We start from the raw sequence: 14,256 nt of genomic DNA, 5'->3' as shown, positions 1-14,256 counted from the left end.
GATCGTTCATGCGCGTCGTTTCCGGCATCAAGCCGACCGGTAATCTCCATCTGGGTAATTATCTCGGCGCGGTAAAGCAGTGGGTCGCGATGCAGGACGAGATCCAGGCGGCCGGCGGGGAGACGATGTACTTCATCGCCGATCTCCACGGTCTCACCGAGTGGATCGCGCCGGCCGAGCTCACCGCCAACACGATCGAGATGACCGCGACGTTGGTCGCCGCAGGCATCGATCCCGAACGCTCGATCCTGTTCAACCAGACGCGCGTTCCCGCGCATAGTGAGCTTGCCTGGCTGCTCAACAACGTCGCGCGCGTCGGCTGGCTCAACCGCATGACGCAGTTCAAGGACAAGGCGGGCAAGAACCGCGAGGGCGCCAGCGTCGGGCTCTACGACTATCCCGTGCTGATGGCGGCGGACGTCCTTCTGTACAATGCGACGCACGTGCCGGTGGGCGAGGACCAGAAGCAGCACCTCGAGCTTGCGCGCGACATCGCGGCAAAGTTCAACCTCGATTACGAGATCGACCTCTTCACCCAGCCCGATCCGCTGATCAGTGCCGCCGCGCCGCGGATCATGAGCCTGCGCGATGCGTCGGCGAAGATGTCGAAATCGAACCCGTCCGAACAATCGGTCGTCAAGCTGATCGACAGCGACGAGACGATCGCCGACAAGTTCCGCAAGGCAAAGACCGATCCCGATCCGCTGCCCGATAGCTGGGCCGCGCTGGAGGGTCGGGCCGAGGCGCGCAATCTCGTCACGATCTTTGCCGCGCTTGCCGATCGTACGCCCGATGATGTGGTCGCCGACTTTGCCGGCAAGGGGTTCGGCCAGTTCAAGCCGGCGCTCGCCGATCTCGCCGTTGCCAAGCTCGCACCGATCCGCGACGAGATGGTGCGATTGCTGGCGGACCGCGGCGCGATCGACACGATCCTGGCGCGCGGCGCGGCCAGGGCGCGCGACCTCGCCGCGCCAACGCTCGCCGCCGCACAGCGCGCGATGGGGTTGCTCGCCTAACCCGATTGTCGGCGCCGGCGGTTTGTGGCACCGCACGCCGATGCGGCGCCCCGCCGCGCGTTGATGGCGAGCCAGACCGATCCTCAAGGCATTGCGCAACCTTGGCCGCCGAAGCCGCGCTCCCGCCACCGCCCGTGGCGAGCGGATCTACGCGATTGGTGACGTGCACGGATGTGTCGAGCTGCTCGAAGGGCTTTGGGCCCGGATCATGGCGCACAACGCCACCCGCCCGCCTGCGCACACGACTCACTTCGTCTTCCTCGGAGACATTGTCGATCGCGGCCCCGATACGCGCGGGGCGCTCGATTGGCTCGATCGCAAGCGGCACGAGGTGCCAGGCATCATGACGCTGCTCGGCAATCACGAGGAGATGCTGCTTCGCGCCTGCGAGCGTGATCCGATGACCTTTTCGAACTGGCTGCGCAACGGCGGCGTAGAAGCGGCTGCGAGCTTTGGGCTGCCACCGTTCGACGGCGACGATATCGGCGACTATATCGAGCAGCTGCGCGCAGCAGTGACGCCGGAGCGGCTCGACTGGATCCGCACATGGCCGCTGACAGCAACTTCAGGCGACTATTTCCTTTGCCATGCCGGTGTCCGTCCCGGCGTTGCGCTGCGCCGGCAGCAGCGCCGCAATCTGCTTTGGATCCGCGAAGAATTCCTTGCTGATCCGCGCGATCATGGCGCCGTCATCGTTCACGGTCATACGATCTCGGCCGCCGTCGAGATGCGGGGTAATCGTATCGGTGTCGATACGGGAGCGTACGCTACCGGCGTCCTCAGCGCCGTGTACCTCGAAAACGCCGAAGTCGAAGTGTTGGCAACGCCTGCCGCCACCCGCTGACCCCGTGCTGTAGAACCGTACGGGCACCACATCGGCATATTTTCTGCGTGTCGTTCAGCCCGTCGCCACGCCGATCTCTTCGATTAGTAGGCGTCGGGCGGCGCGGCGTACAAGCACAAGCTCGACGCCCCAGCCGATTACCATCACGCCAACCGTCCAGATCGGAGCCGCGATCATCAGCACGATCACGACACCGGCCACGTTGGTAGCAGAAGAAAACAACGTCGCCTTTGCGAGCGCGCGAAAGCGACCGGCGGCTTGAAGCATAACGCTCGACGGCATCTGCAGAACGATTAGCAGTGCGATGACGAACCATCCAAAAGCGGCCCAGCGAATCGTCGTCACATCGTAGTGACCGGAGAGGACGATTTCAGGCGATACGTGCAGAATGGTCCATGCAATCACGCCGGTGGCACACCAGGCCAGCAGCAGCACGGCCAAAAAAAAGCGGCGTGATCGTTGCAGGTCGGCGAACGCCTGGTCGGCGAGCAAGCCAGCCATTTGCGCCCGCTCATATTCCGACAGCGCGTTCTGAACGACGTTCATCGGCCGAAGCAGCAGCGCCGCCGCCGCGAGCGGCGCGACCGCGCTCGTCCCCGCGAACAGCGTCACGAGATAGACGTGCGCGTTGGCGGCAAGCTCGGTCGCCGTCACGCCCAGTAACGACCAGCGTGAATGGTCCTGCCAGATGGTCCGGTACGTTTCCCAGAGCCTTCGTGTCGGCCGACGCCAGGCCAACGCGAAATATTCTTTACCAAATGGCAGCAGGCTCGTGAGCGCGCCAGCCGACAGTGCGGCGTAGATGGCGCTGTCCGCCGACAGCAAATCGCCAGTCGTCGCGGCCGCCAGACAGGCCAGCGTTATCCCAGCATAGACGATATCTGACGAAGCCGCCCGTCCCGGCCGATCAGCGGCATAGCACCATGCCCTTCCCAACCATCGCACGATCATCGAACCGGTATAGACGCCATAGCAAGCGGCAGCCGCGCCTGGCAGCTCCATCGCCAAACCAAGCACTAGGAAGCTCATTGCCACCACCATGGCCAGGGCATTTGCCACCGCAAAAACGGCTGCGCCCCGGCCATCCGCGCCACTCATTCGCGTCGATGCGAAGGATTGAAGCGGCGCGCCGAAAAGCGCGCTCGACAATGCCACGGTGAATTGCGCAGCCACGAACAGAAAGGTGAAGGTACCGAACGCGGCAGGTGTGTGGAGCCGCAGCATCACAAACGACAAGGCGAAATGCGTACCCGCTAGCGCAACGGGTCCGATGCCGGCCAACGCATACCGCCTGATCTTCAGCAGATAATACAAACTGGTCCCTCTCGCAGAACGACCGGCACTACAGCCTGCGACAATGAAAAGCGGGTTCTGCGTGCATTGCGAACGGCGAACTTATCCACGCTTATCGTAATGTTTCATTGCTTGAGTTCTTCAGCTTTTACCATGATGCCAATCGGCGCTACATCCGCTGTAAGGTCTGTGCGGTACAGGAGGTTGTTATGTCGACAAGTTCCCGCGGTGTGCCCCGCCCCGCTACGGCCGATAGCGTTCTTCACTGGTCGCCCTTGCGCTCCGCCGCTCCTTTGCGCAACAGCGCGACCGCCTGATCCCACGCTGTTCGAGCTTCGGCAGCGAAAGCGGCCGACGTCTTGTACGGTGTCCCTGCCGAATAATGGAAATGATGGATGCTAGTTGAGCAAATCGCCGACATCGCAGATTTGCTTACATGCCCACGGTGTGGGGCGGACATGGAACGTACGTCGATCGGTCGATTCCGATGCGGTGACGAGCATTGCCCTGAGCACTCTCTCGTGCTGCCGCGGCTCGGCGGCAAGGACGTCCTCGTCGACTTCGACCAGAGCGTTCTCGATCGCGAAACGACGCTGGCGAGCGAAGCGAGCAGCGTCGTTGAGCGCGGTTCGTGGCGTACCGTGATGCGTCGCGTTGTAGATGGCACGAATCCTTATGTGGCGATGTTTGCCCGCATGATGCTCGATGGCGTGAAACGTGATCAGGGCTCGGGCCCGAAGACGATCGTGATGTTTGGTGCCGGAGAGAAAGGATACGGAACCGAACCGCTCTACGAGGACGCGGATGTAAGGATCGTGGCGTTCGACATCTACGCCTCACCCGAGGTCACGTTCGTTGCCGATGCCCATAACGTTCCGCTGAAGGACGCCAGCGTCGATGGTGTCTGGCTGCAAGGCGTGCTCGAGTGCGTCGTCGACCCGCGCCAGGTCGTTGCGGAGGCATCGCGGATCGTGAAGCCGGGCGGCTTCATGTTCACCGATACGTCGTTCATGTTTCCTCTGTGCGAGAGAGCGTATGATTTCAATCGCTGGTCGCCAAGTGGCCTGCGCTGGCTGTTTCGCGACTTCACAGTAGTCGCGTCGGGCCAATCGACCGGCCCAGGCACGATGGCGGCGCTCGCCATCCGCTATCTCTTCCAATCACTGCTGCGCAGCACCAAACTGGGTCAAATCGCCGCCTTCCCGTTCGTCGCGCTACGCCTTCTTGATCGCTTCTGTTGGGATCGCCGAGCGCTCGACGCGTCGGTGGGAATGTTCATGTTCGGCCGCAAGGCGGCACGGCCGATAGATGTCGATCAACTCATCGCTTACTACGACGAGCAGCCAGTGTTGTTTGCCACGACTCGGCGGCTTGCGCGCGACGCGACGTTGCGATCGGCCTTAGCCGGGACATCGATGGTTTAGAACAGCGCATTGGCGCCGGCTTCCCAGACCAAGATCTAACTGTCTGTTGGTCTTCAAGCCACACTGCGGGATTCTTGCGGCATTACGACTAGCGGCAACACCGTCGTCGACCCAAGATGCGAAGATCGCATGATGGTGACGCATATTTTGACAGAGGCATTTCGACCACGGGATAGTACGTTAAGGCATTCGCAAAAGGCCGACGCATCTGAATAGGTGCAGACGTTCTTTAGTATCTGGTGACTCCCCTCTTCAGCGATCCGGCGCAATATCCTGTTCGGCTTCAACACGCTCACCTTTCGTCGCCGCGTCAAGGAAAGTCGCATCAGCGCAGGACGTTTTCGCTTCTTTTCGACCGACTTGCAAAAACAAGCTATTGCAGGGCGCGCCATATTGGCTTCATGCAGAAATCGCACGACGAGGAGCCGGCAGTACGGTTCCTCGACGGGGATCGTGTAAGGTGCCGGTACCGGCGAGACGAAGCGAGTAGGGACGAGCGCGCGCGCATGGCTGATATCTCCGCAGCGCATGAATGGTTGACGCCGATCGCGACGCCAAGCGCGCCAGCGGAAGGCAAGCGCGCACTGCGGCTGCGCTTCTACCTGGCGATCTTCATCTGCGATCTGGCCTCACTGGCGATCGGGTTTGCCGCGGGTCGCTTGCTTGCGGCCGCGCGCGGTTTGCCGTCGGAGAGCTTCACGCTGCTCGCCGCGATCGTTCCTATCTATCTGTTGCTCAGCACGCGCAACTTCACCGCCGATGCGATAGAACGGTGGCGGGCCTCGGCGTGGCGGGCGATGGCGGGCCTCGTCACCGCGTTCTTCCTCACGGTCTTCGTCCTCTTCTTCCTGAAAGAGGTTTCGTTGATCTCGCGCTTGAGCACGGTAATTGCGTTCATCTGCTCCGCAGGGCTGCTGCTCGCCTGCCGCGCTGTGATCGGCATGGTGGGTGATCGCACGTTCAGGGGATCGGCGCTCAGCCGGATGCTGATCGTCGATGGGGTCAATATCCCGCTACCGGACGGGCTAAAGATCGTAGCGTGCGAGCCGCTCGCGGAAACCGAGCTTGCGATCCACCCACTCGCCCTCGATCGACTGGCGCGCCATCTTCGTGGAATCGACGAGGTCTTCGTCGCCTGCCCCCCTGCCCGCCGAGCAACCTGGTCCACGATACTTAAGGGCGGCGGCGTCAAAACGGAAATGCTGATCCCGGAACTCGACACGATCGGGGTCATCGGAAACAAGCATTTCGCCGGCATCGCCTCGGTATTGGTTTCGGCCGGGGGGCTGCAACTGCGCGACCGGATCCAAAAGCGAGTGCTTGATCTGGCTATCGTGGTCCCCGCCCTATTCTTCCTCGCCCCACTGCTCGCGGTGGTCGCGCTGCTGATCAAGCTCGACTCGCGGGGTCCTGTGTTCTTCGTTCAGAGCCGTGTCGGCGAGGGCAACCAACTCTTCTCGATGTTCAAGTTCCGCAGCATGCATCACGCGTTGCTGGATCACGACGGTCACGTTTCGACCGCACGGAACGACGCACGGATTACCCGGGTCGGCAGGATCATCCGCGCGACCAGCATCGACGAACTGCCACAGCTTCTCAACATCCTGCGTGGCGACATGAGCTTCGTTGGACCCCGCCCGCACGCTATCGGTTCACTGGCTGGCGATAAACTGTTTTGGGAAGTCGATCACCGCTACCATCACCGGCACGTCTGCAAGCCGGGACTAACCGGACTGGCGCAGGTGCGCGGCTTCCGCGGTGCGACGCATCAGCGCGAAGATCTCGTGAATCGGCTCGATGCTGATTTGGAATACGTCAACGGCTGGAGCCTACGCCGCGATATCGTCATCCTGTTCGCAACGTTGCGCGTCGTCGTTCACCGCAACGCGTTCTGACGCTTACTTCAGTACGCTCGCTTCCAAGCGTCGCCGCGGGTCGACCCGGCGCCGGAACAACCCTGCAACAACACCAAGCGCCGTGGCATTCCACAGCGCAAACGAGAATATGCCGAGTACGACTGAACGGCGGCGATAGGCCAGAAACGCGACCGGCAGGACAAGCAGCGGCAGCAACGCGGCAGGCATCTCGACCGCGGTGAGCACCAAGATCGCCCACCACAGCCAAATCGCCATTGCGACGTGCAGATGCTTCAGCTGGCGCAGCACGATCGGCAGGTGACCCTGGCCAATCGCACCGCGCAGTACCTGCCCTGCCCCACTCAACTGCCCTGATCGTAGCCGCCGCCACAAGAGGCGATACCCGTTTCCGCCGTGTCCATTGTGCTCAACGGCGTCGACACTGATGCGCGCAAGCTTCCACCCGCCCTGGGCCAAGCGTGCCGCGAGATCATATTCTTCGAACGACTTGAGGTTCTGATCCGAGAAATAACCGACCGAGCGGAGAGCAGCGACGCGATACACGCCGCCACCGTCGAGCCGATCGACGATACCCTCCCTGCGGTGACGCTCAGTCGCCATGGCGGCGGCACGGATCCGGAACTCCTCTGTCTCCAGATTGCGTTCGATCACGCGGCCACCGACACCGGCAATGTCTCCATGCTGGCGCAGGTAGCGGATCGCTGCGAGCACAAACGCCGGCTGCAAGACCATATCGCCGTCGATCAGGCAGAAGAACTCGGTCTCGCAATCCTGGAATGCGAGTTGGGCGCCGGCGCCGCACGATCGCGCTGCCCGATCGGCGAGCTGGACGATACGCACCGGATACGCGCCGGCAAACCCAACGGTGCGATCGTCAGACCCACTGTCGGCGAGCAATACGGTACCGTCGGCCAACTCGGCAGCGGCGATCGCACTCTCGATCGCCGCCGCGATATGGCGCTCCTCGTTGAGTGCCTTGATGCCAATGGTCACGGTTGGCGTCCTTGACGGGTCAACCATCGGCGCGCTTCACTCTCTTCCAGTCATCGCCAACTCGCCTGGCGTAATCGAATTGCCTTCCGAACCCAAGGAGCCGATCAGTCGCCTTCATGCTGTACCGCTTCCGCGCGCGCACCGCTCGTGTGTCCTTGGCCGCCGTATGGAGTCCGCAACGGCGCTAATGCGCTCGGCACAGGCGTCCCACGCGAAGTCGGCACGAACAGCGGTGGAGATGGTAGCGCCCAGGCCGCGCAGGTTTTCGATCGAACGACGTGTGAGCCAGTCTGCCGCCGCCTCGACCATCGAGCCCTCCGCGACATAGCCTCCGTACCGGTCCACCATCGATTGGGCGCCAAGCATCGGTCCTACCACTGGCACGACACCGCGCGCCATCGCCTCCAGCACGGCAAGGGGATAGCTGTCGCTCAATGACAAATGCGCGAGAACATCCGCTTTTTCATAAGCCTCGATGAGGCCGGGCTCGTTCAGCCAGTCCAGAAACCTGATCGATTGACGCAGACCCGCGCGATCAACGGCGTCCTGCAACGAGGCCATGGTAACCCGATCGGCCCGGCCGATCATCGTAGCCCTGCACGCGACGCCCCTTTCCTGCAGCGCAGCGCACAAAGCGATCGCCCGGAAACTGCCCTTCGCCTCGGAGAACCGGCCGACATGGATTAGCCGCAATGGGCCTTCGCGCTCACCGATACCGCCATCGGTTAGCGCCGCAGCCGGTAGAAAGCTCTGGATCGTCGTACAAGGAACGCTACGTGGAAGCGCGATCTCCTCCTTTTGCCCCGCAAACAAAAGCGCGAGGCAATCGGCGCTGGCGAGCAGCCAGCGCGCCGTCTCACGCAGAATTGCTATCCTCTGCAGCCGCGCATTTGCACCAAGATGCGGCGTGACGATCACCGGCACCCCGCGAGCGCGGAGCAGAGGCAGGTAAAGCAGGTCGAGCAGCGTACTCCATTGCAACCATACGACGTCGTATCGTCGTGCCATCTTCACGCTCTGCGCCAATCGCAGGATCGCGCGTGGCAGGCGAACCAGCGAGAGATAGGCGTTGTCGGTCGCATACCAATCGGCGTGCCAGCGTCCCCCGTTCGTATTCAGCGCGGCAGCAGCACGCTGACAGAACGACTCCAATCCACCAGGGTGATACATCGACCCGCCCAAGAGCAGCAGCGCCCCGCCGCCCTCTTCAGGTAGATCGTTCACGTCACCCGCCTCTTTAGACAAGCGGATGAGCTTGGCCGATCAAGCGCGCGCGTTCTTCCTGCAACACCGCGTGCAGCGCCGAGCGTAAGCGATCCCGCTCCGGATGGCGTTCGACCGGCGCCGGCGCGGCAAGCGGCCGTGTGATCAACGCTGCCAAATCCTCGTGATCGAGCGCGGTGTAGATTCCCGCCCGTCCGTCCAGCGCTCGGACGGTGGCAAGCTGATGATCATTACGATGTTCGTCGAGCGATCCCAGTCGCGGGAAAAGGATAAGCGGCTTCGAATGCTTCTGCGCCATAACGATCGTTCCGATCCCGGCGTGCGATACGATCCGCGAGCACCGCTGGATCATCTGCTCGAACTCGATCGGCGGCACGACACTCTGCCATCGCATGTTGACCGGTCGATATTGCCCACGACCGGTCTGGGCGAACACCTCCTCACCCGCGAGCGGGGCTAATTCATCGACGATGCGAATAAAGCGATCAAACGGTAGCTGCGTGCCCACGGTCACCACGATCACAGCAGGGCACCCTCGTAGCGACGACGAGGCGTCGCCAGATGCTGCCACTGAGTGAACCATTGCGTTGCAAATGGTATGGCGCAGATCCCGCTCAGCGACGGCCGGTCCGAATTGGCGATACTGTCGATCCACACTGTTCGCGCACCGAGCAATCGCGCGAAAACCAGGCAGAACAGGCCTGGTAGAGCGCCTGTCGTCACCAACATGCGGGGTTTGAGACGCCAGATCAGCCTAGCACTAGCGACCATGCATCGCAGCGCTTGGATCGGCACGTCGCGATTGGCATCGGGCAGGATGTGAACGCGCGTGAGACCTTCGCGATCAGCCAGTTCGCGGTTGTTGGTCGCGAACACCATATCCTGACCATCGAACGCCGGGCGCAACAGCATCAGCTCCTCCCAATGCCCACCGCCCGAGGCGACGGCGAGAACCGTGAAGCCCGATCTGCTAGCACCTGCCACCGGTTGTTCGAGCCCCCTGGTTGGTGCCAAACGCACCGCGCGTGCAGCCTGCCTCGACGCTTGATAGCCCCCGAATTAGCCTGTCGTCACGGGTACGCGAGCGGTGTTGATATCGCAAGCTGGACGCACAGCATCGACAGGCATGGAATGGTCGCGTCGGCCTTGCCAACCATGTAAAGGTCGTACCAATGGAATGGATCAAGGATTTCTGGCGCTGCGGCATCGTGCATGCGGATGCAGCATCAATCATCGCGCGCGGCTCGCTCGATCACTTGGCAATAAGTTGGCTGCCCGGAACACGCGGCCTCACCTATCTAGCCGATCCTTTCGGACTGTGGCGTGACGGTCGACTTCACGTATTTGTGGAAAAATACGATTATATTGGCGGCGTCGGGCAGATCGACGTGCTGACATTTGACGAGCACTTCGTTCTGCTGTCGCGCAAAACCGTAGTGCGCGAGCCTTGGCATCTCTCCTATCCGTATGTTTTCGAAGCCGACGGCGACACTTGGATGCTGCCGGAAGCGCATCGTTCAGGCACTAGCTGGCTGTATCGCGCGGTGGCATTCCCCGACCAGTGGATCCGATCACATGAGATCGTGTTACCGCGCGTTCCGCTCGATGCGACGATCGCCCGCCATGACGATCGCTGGTGGCTGTTCTACGCCGCAAGTGAGCCAGCGCACGAACGGTTAACGGCACTCTATGCCGCGCACGCCCACAGCCTAGCGGGGCCGTGGATCGAATACGGCGGTGGACCGATCTTCCGTGATCCGGCCGGCGCGCGTCCTGGCGGTACGCCAATCATGTACGATGGCATGATCCATTTGCCGGTGCAGCGCTGCACGGGAAGCTACGGCAGCGGCCTTCGCCTGCTGCGCTTCCAATCGCTCTCTCCAACCTCGGTGCGCTTGGAAAAGGTCGCCGAACTTAGCACGCCATCCCGCGCCGCTCCGTTCGGCGCGGGATGTCATACCTTGGCCGAAGCGGGGCCCGTTACGCTGATCGATGTGAAAAGGCGTCGCCTCTCACCATTGGCGCTTGCCGCCTGGCCGCTTCGGCGCGCCCGAAATCAATTCGCCTGATAATAATCAGAATATTGTTTGGAGTAATAATATAGCCCGCCGACCGAATGCGCTGAGGGATCAACCTGCGTATAGATGACGCCAACCGGGTTGCTGCCGTCAGTCTTGAGCCAGTTGAGTGCGGATTGCGCCGCCGAGATCGGCGTACTGTTCCATTTGATGACAAGTGCCGTCGCATCCGCGAGAACCGCGAGGAACCGGCCATCGGCCAACCCCATCAGGGGGGGCAGATCAAGAATGATGTGATCGTACCGGTCGCGCAGCGTCGTCAGGAGCTGCTCCATTCGTCCCTCGCCAAATAGGTTTTCCGCCGAGAAATACGGACTGACGACGAGCAGCTGGTCGAGGTTGGCAACGTCACCCCGCTGGATCGCCTCGTCCAAGCTGGCCTCGCCATGGAGCACCTCGACAAGGCCGACAGTCGGTGCCGGAGTACGAACCATCTGACGAACCGCGGCTCGCCGGATGTCGCATTCGAGTAGCAGCGTGCGCGCGTTAGCGGTCGCCAGCGTGCGCGCGAACGCGACCGCCGACGTTGTCTTGCCCTCGGCGGGCAACGACGAGGTGATCGCGATAACCTTCGGCGCACGCGTTCCACGCACACCGAGGATTGCCGCGCGCGCGATGCGGTACGACTCGGAGAACATCGATGTCGGCCGTTCGAGCAGTAGATCGTTCGGGTTTTCCGACTTCGCGACCTTTGGAACGACAGCCAGCACCGGCACGCCGAGCTGGGTTTGCACGTCCTCGACCGATCGGAACCCGCCACTGGTCATCTCCATCACCGCAATCGTACCGGCGCCGGCCGCCAGCGCGACCAACAGCGACAAGGCATAGAGCAGCGGTTTGTTGGGCGAGGTCGGGCGGCTCTGCGGCTCGGCACGATCGATCACTTCTGCCTGCGCGATCGACAGGCGCGCTGCCTGCATGCTCTCGAGCGACATCTGCGACATCTTGTCGTACAGCGCACGCTTCGCTGCCGCCTCGCGCTCGAGGCTGTCCGCCGCCACCGACGCGCGGGTGGTCTGCTCGCGCTGGCGCTCCAACTGGCTGAGGGAGCTGCGCAGGCTCGATGCGCGCGCGTCGGCTGCCGCCGCCGTCGCCTGCAACGATCCGATTGTCCGTCGCGCTTCGGCATCGATCTGTGCGTCAATCGAGCTCAGCTGCTCGCGCACACGGATACTTTCCGGATGCCGCTCCCCGTAACGCGCCTCGACGGCATCCTTGTTCTGCAACGCCTCGGCTCGCTGGGCACGTAGCTGGACGACGGTAGGCGACCGGAGAACTTCCGAGACGGCGTCGAGCCCGCCGCGACGTGTCTGGCTGCGGGCGGCCTCCAGATTGGCACGGGCTGCAGCGGCATCCGACTCTGCCGCCGCAAGCCCTCCGGCGAGGGGTGCGACCTGCTGATCGACAACCGTCCCGGCCGCACTGTTGGCGGCCGCACTCTCAACGACGCCGGAACTCGCGCGGAAATCGGCCGCGCGCGCTTCGGCTTGGCGCGCTTCGTTGGCCAACTCGTTCAAGCGCTGCTCGAACCACGCACTCTGCCGCTCGGCATTGCCGATCTTGTTGGTCGTCCGTGTAGCGATGTACCCGTCCGCGAACGCATTCGCGAGCTTCGCCGCCTTCAACGCGTCGGTCGAGGTGAAGCGGACGTTGAGGACGTAGGTCAGCTTTTCGCGATCGACCGACAGGTGTGACAGGACCGCGGCAGCGATCGCATTGGCGCGCGCCTCGCTATTGTTCAGCGCTTCGCCACTTTTATCCAGATTACCGGCGAATTCGGGATCGCTGTCGAGCTTATTTTGCCGAACGATCAGTCGCGCCAGATCGAGCGATCGGATCGCGGTGACCTCGGTCTCGATTGCCTCTGGCGTCAATTCGGCCCGCGTCTGGTTCGCGTTGGTCGCAAGCGGATTACGCGATGGATCGAGGCGAACCTTCGCCGTCGACGTATATTGCGGGGTCATCAGCGACACGAGCACGACGCCAGCGACGAAAATCGCAGCCGTCACCGCAGCCATGATCTTCCAGCGCCGGCGCACCGTATCGCGCACGATGCTGATCACATCGGCGAGCCGGGCCTCATATTCATCGGCTTCGTGTCTGACTTCCATGCTCGTCTGACTTCCCGTGATTCGCCGCTGATCGGCAGCGCGATACGTTAAATACGATAGGTAAGGCCCGCCTGGATGCGGCCCTCGTCCGAATTGTTTGCCGCGCGATCGGCATTCGATCGCCGCCGCGCGTAGCTGATCGATCCGTCCAACGACAGGCGCCGCGATACGAGTAGCCGCGCGCCACCCGAAGCGCGGTAGCTGGAGTTCTCGCGATCCGAACCGAGGTAGTTCTGAAAGGCGTAATCGCCGGTAGCTGAAACGATAAGGTTGCGCCGCACCTCATAGTCGCCGCGAAGCCCGAAGCGATTGTCCCAGAAGGGCTGGCGATTGCCGAACGTCGAATCTTCGATCGTGCGACGCGCAGTCGCGGTGATCGTGAACTGCTCGGACGGGAAAAGATCCAACCGTCCCTCAGCAACCAGCCCGCGGATCGTCTCGAAGCCTGCAAACGCATAGTCACGGATGCTGTAACCGATCGCGATTGAACCACGCAGCCGTCCCGCAATATCGGCATTGGCGCCTGCGCTGGCGCGAACCGTTTGCGAATCGCGACTGCCTACGCCGGCCAGCTGATTGACGAAGCTCGTCGACGTGTAATTGAGCTGTGCAAACAGCGACACGCTCGGCGTCCGGGCATATTCCGCCTGTGCAGTGATGCGGGCGAGGTTCCGATCGCGCACGCTCTGGTCGCGAAACGTTCCATCACCAAGCGGCAGCGGCCGAAAGCGAAAGTCGGTGTAATCGCCGACGACAAACGCACGCAGTCGCCCCGACGTATATTCACCACGCAGCGAGATGAAGTTGCGCCGAAACCGCGACACGGCGGCGACGGCGGAGTTGATCTCACCGGTGAACTGGTTTTCAAAATCGAGCGAGGATTGCACCTCGCCCGTGACCTCGATCGTCCGGCCAAGGTCGAGCCGGCCACTGGCGCCTAGATCCCACGTCCGCTCGTTCCGGCGCGACTGACCGATATAGTCACGTCGCGCAGTGGAAGCCTGTGCGCTGATCGCGTGACGCGACCAGATCGAGCGCATCGTCACTGCCGGCTCAACGAACACGAAGGGAACGGCAGTTTCGTTATCGCGCGTCAAATAAGCATTTGTTGTGCCGCCACCGCCGACCTCGACGCTGGGAAAGAACAGCAGGCCTCCAACGCTAATGCCAAGCGCATCGTACGACGGTCGCGAGCGCTGGAGCACGCCAACGTTACGATTGCGATCGAACCCCTGTGGCACCGCTGCCTGTACGACCAGCCCGTTCTGCGCGAACGACACCGTCGGCAAGCCGACAGCGCCGATCGCAACAGCCACCAGGCCGGCGCGACCACGCGCAAAGAGTGAACTGCCCCCCATAGACCAAAGCGTTGTGTCGCCATTCACCATGCTAGGCA

The 14,256-nt window shown here is 62.4% G+C and carries 12 protein-coding genes; 5 read left to right on the top strand and 7 right to left on the bottom strand.

Going from position 1 to position 14,256, the window contains the following annotated elements:
- Positions 1-8 precede the first annotated feature (8 nt).
- Together trpS and B7L05_RS06825 are read left to right on the top strand one after the other, a co-directional pair.
- A complete protein-coding gene (gene trpS / locus B7L05_RS06830) occupies positions 9-1,016 on the top strand; it encodes a tryptophan--tRNA ligase (protein ID WP_085809545.1) in 1,008 nt (335 codons plus the stop codon).
- 91 nt (positions 1,017-1,107) lie between these two features.
- Positions 1,108-1,860, top strand: a complete 753-nt coding sequence (locus B7L05_RS06825) for a metallophosphoesterase (RefSeq protein ID WP_256926643.1) — start codon at positions 1,108-1,110, stop codon at positions 1,858-1,860.
- Positions 1,861-1,914: 54 nt separating this feature from the next.
- Here B7L05_RS06825 and B7L05_RS06820 read toward each other — a convergent pair whose 3' ends face one another.
- Positions 1,915-3,174, bottom strand: coding sequence for a hypothetical protein (locus B7L05_RS06820; protein WP_085809543.1), 1,260 nt, complete (start codon positions 3,172-3,174; stop codon positions 1,915-1,917).
- A gap of 437 nt (positions 3,175-3,611) precedes the next feature.
- On the opposite strand from B7L05_RS06820, the gene B7L05_RS06815 reads away from it, so the two are divergent.
- Both B7L05_RS06815 and B7L05_RS17675 read left to right on the top strand, forming a co-directional pair.
- Positions 3,612-4,577, top strand: a complete 966-nt coding sequence (locus B7L05_RS06815; protein WP_179187143.1) for a class I SAM-dependent methyltransferase — start codon at positions 3,612-3,614, stop codon at positions 4,575-4,577.
- A gap of 506 nt (positions 4,578-5,083) precedes the next feature.
- A complete protein-coding gene (locus B7L05_RS17675; protein WP_256926642.1) occupies positions 5,084-6,472 on the top strand; it encodes a sugar transferase in 1,389 nt (462 codons plus the stop codon).
- Between the two features lie 3 nt (positions 6,473-6,475).
- Here B7L05_RS17675 and B7L05_RS06805 read toward each other — a convergent pair whose 3' ends face one another.
- From B7L05_RS06805 to B7L05_RS06790, 4 genes are all read right to left on the bottom strand, one after another.
- Complete coding sequence (locus B7L05_RS06805) at positions 6,476-7,474, bottom strand: glycosyltransferase (RefSeq protein ID WP_085809540.1); 999 nt, start codon at positions 7,472-7,474, stop codon at positions 6,476-6,478.
- A gap of 87 nt (positions 7,475-7,561) precedes the next feature.
- Entirely contained in the window at positions 7,562-8,671 is a 1,110-nt protein-coding gene (locus tag B7L05_RS06800; RefSeq protein WP_144037168.1) for a glycosyltransferase family 4 protein, read from the bottom strand.
- A 13-nt stretch (positions 8,672-8,684) separates the two neighbouring features.
- A complete protein-coding gene (locus B7L05_RS06795; protein WP_085809538.1) occupies positions 8,685-9,194 on the bottom strand; it encodes a glycosyltransferase in 510 nt (169 codons plus the stop codon).
- Positions 9,191-9,583 (bottom strand): hypothetical protein, encoded by a 393-nt coding sequence (locus B7L05_RS06790; protein WP_085809537.1) that lies wholly within the window; start codon positions 9,581-9,583, stop codon positions 9,191-9,193. The genes B7L05_RS06795 and B7L05_RS06790 overlap by 4 nt, the downstream gene beginning before the upstream one ends.
- Positions 9,584-9,843: 260 nt before the next feature.
- On the opposite strand from B7L05_RS06790, the gene B7L05_RS06785 reads away from it, so the two are divergent.
- The gene (locus B7L05_RS06785) at positions 9,844-10,740 is read left to right on the top strand and encodes a hypothetical protein (RefSeq protein WP_085809536.1); all 897 of its coding nucleotides are present in this window, start codon (positions 9,844-9,846) and stop codon (positions 10,738-10,740) included.
- Here the strand turns inward: B7L05_RS06785 and B7L05_RS06780 are convergent.
- The gene (locus tag B7L05_RS06780) at positions 10,728-12,860 is read right to left on the bottom strand and encodes an AAA family ATPase (protein WP_085809535.1); all 2,133 of its coding nucleotides are present in this window, start codon (positions 12,858-12,860) and stop codon (positions 10,728-10,730) included. The two genes, B7L05_RS06785 and B7L05_RS06780, sit on opposite strands and share 13 nt — an antisense overlap.
- 47 nt (positions 12,861-12,907) lie before the next feature.
- The gene (locus tag B7L05_RS06775) at positions 12,908-14,176 is read right to left on the bottom strand and encodes an outer membrane beta-barrel protein (protein WP_179187142.1); all 1,269 of its coding nucleotides are present in this window, start codon (positions 14,174-14,176) and stop codon (positions 12,908-12,910) included.
- Between the last annotated feature and the right edge of the window lie 80 nt (positions 14,177-14,256).

The organism is Sphingomonas sp. TZW2008 (assembly GCF_002117915.1).
Classification (GTDB): Bacteria; Pseudomonadota; Alphaproteobacteria; order Sphingomonadales; family Sphingomonadaceae; genus Sphingomonas.
This window is presented reverse-complemented; position numbering and strand designations above follow the sequence as displayed.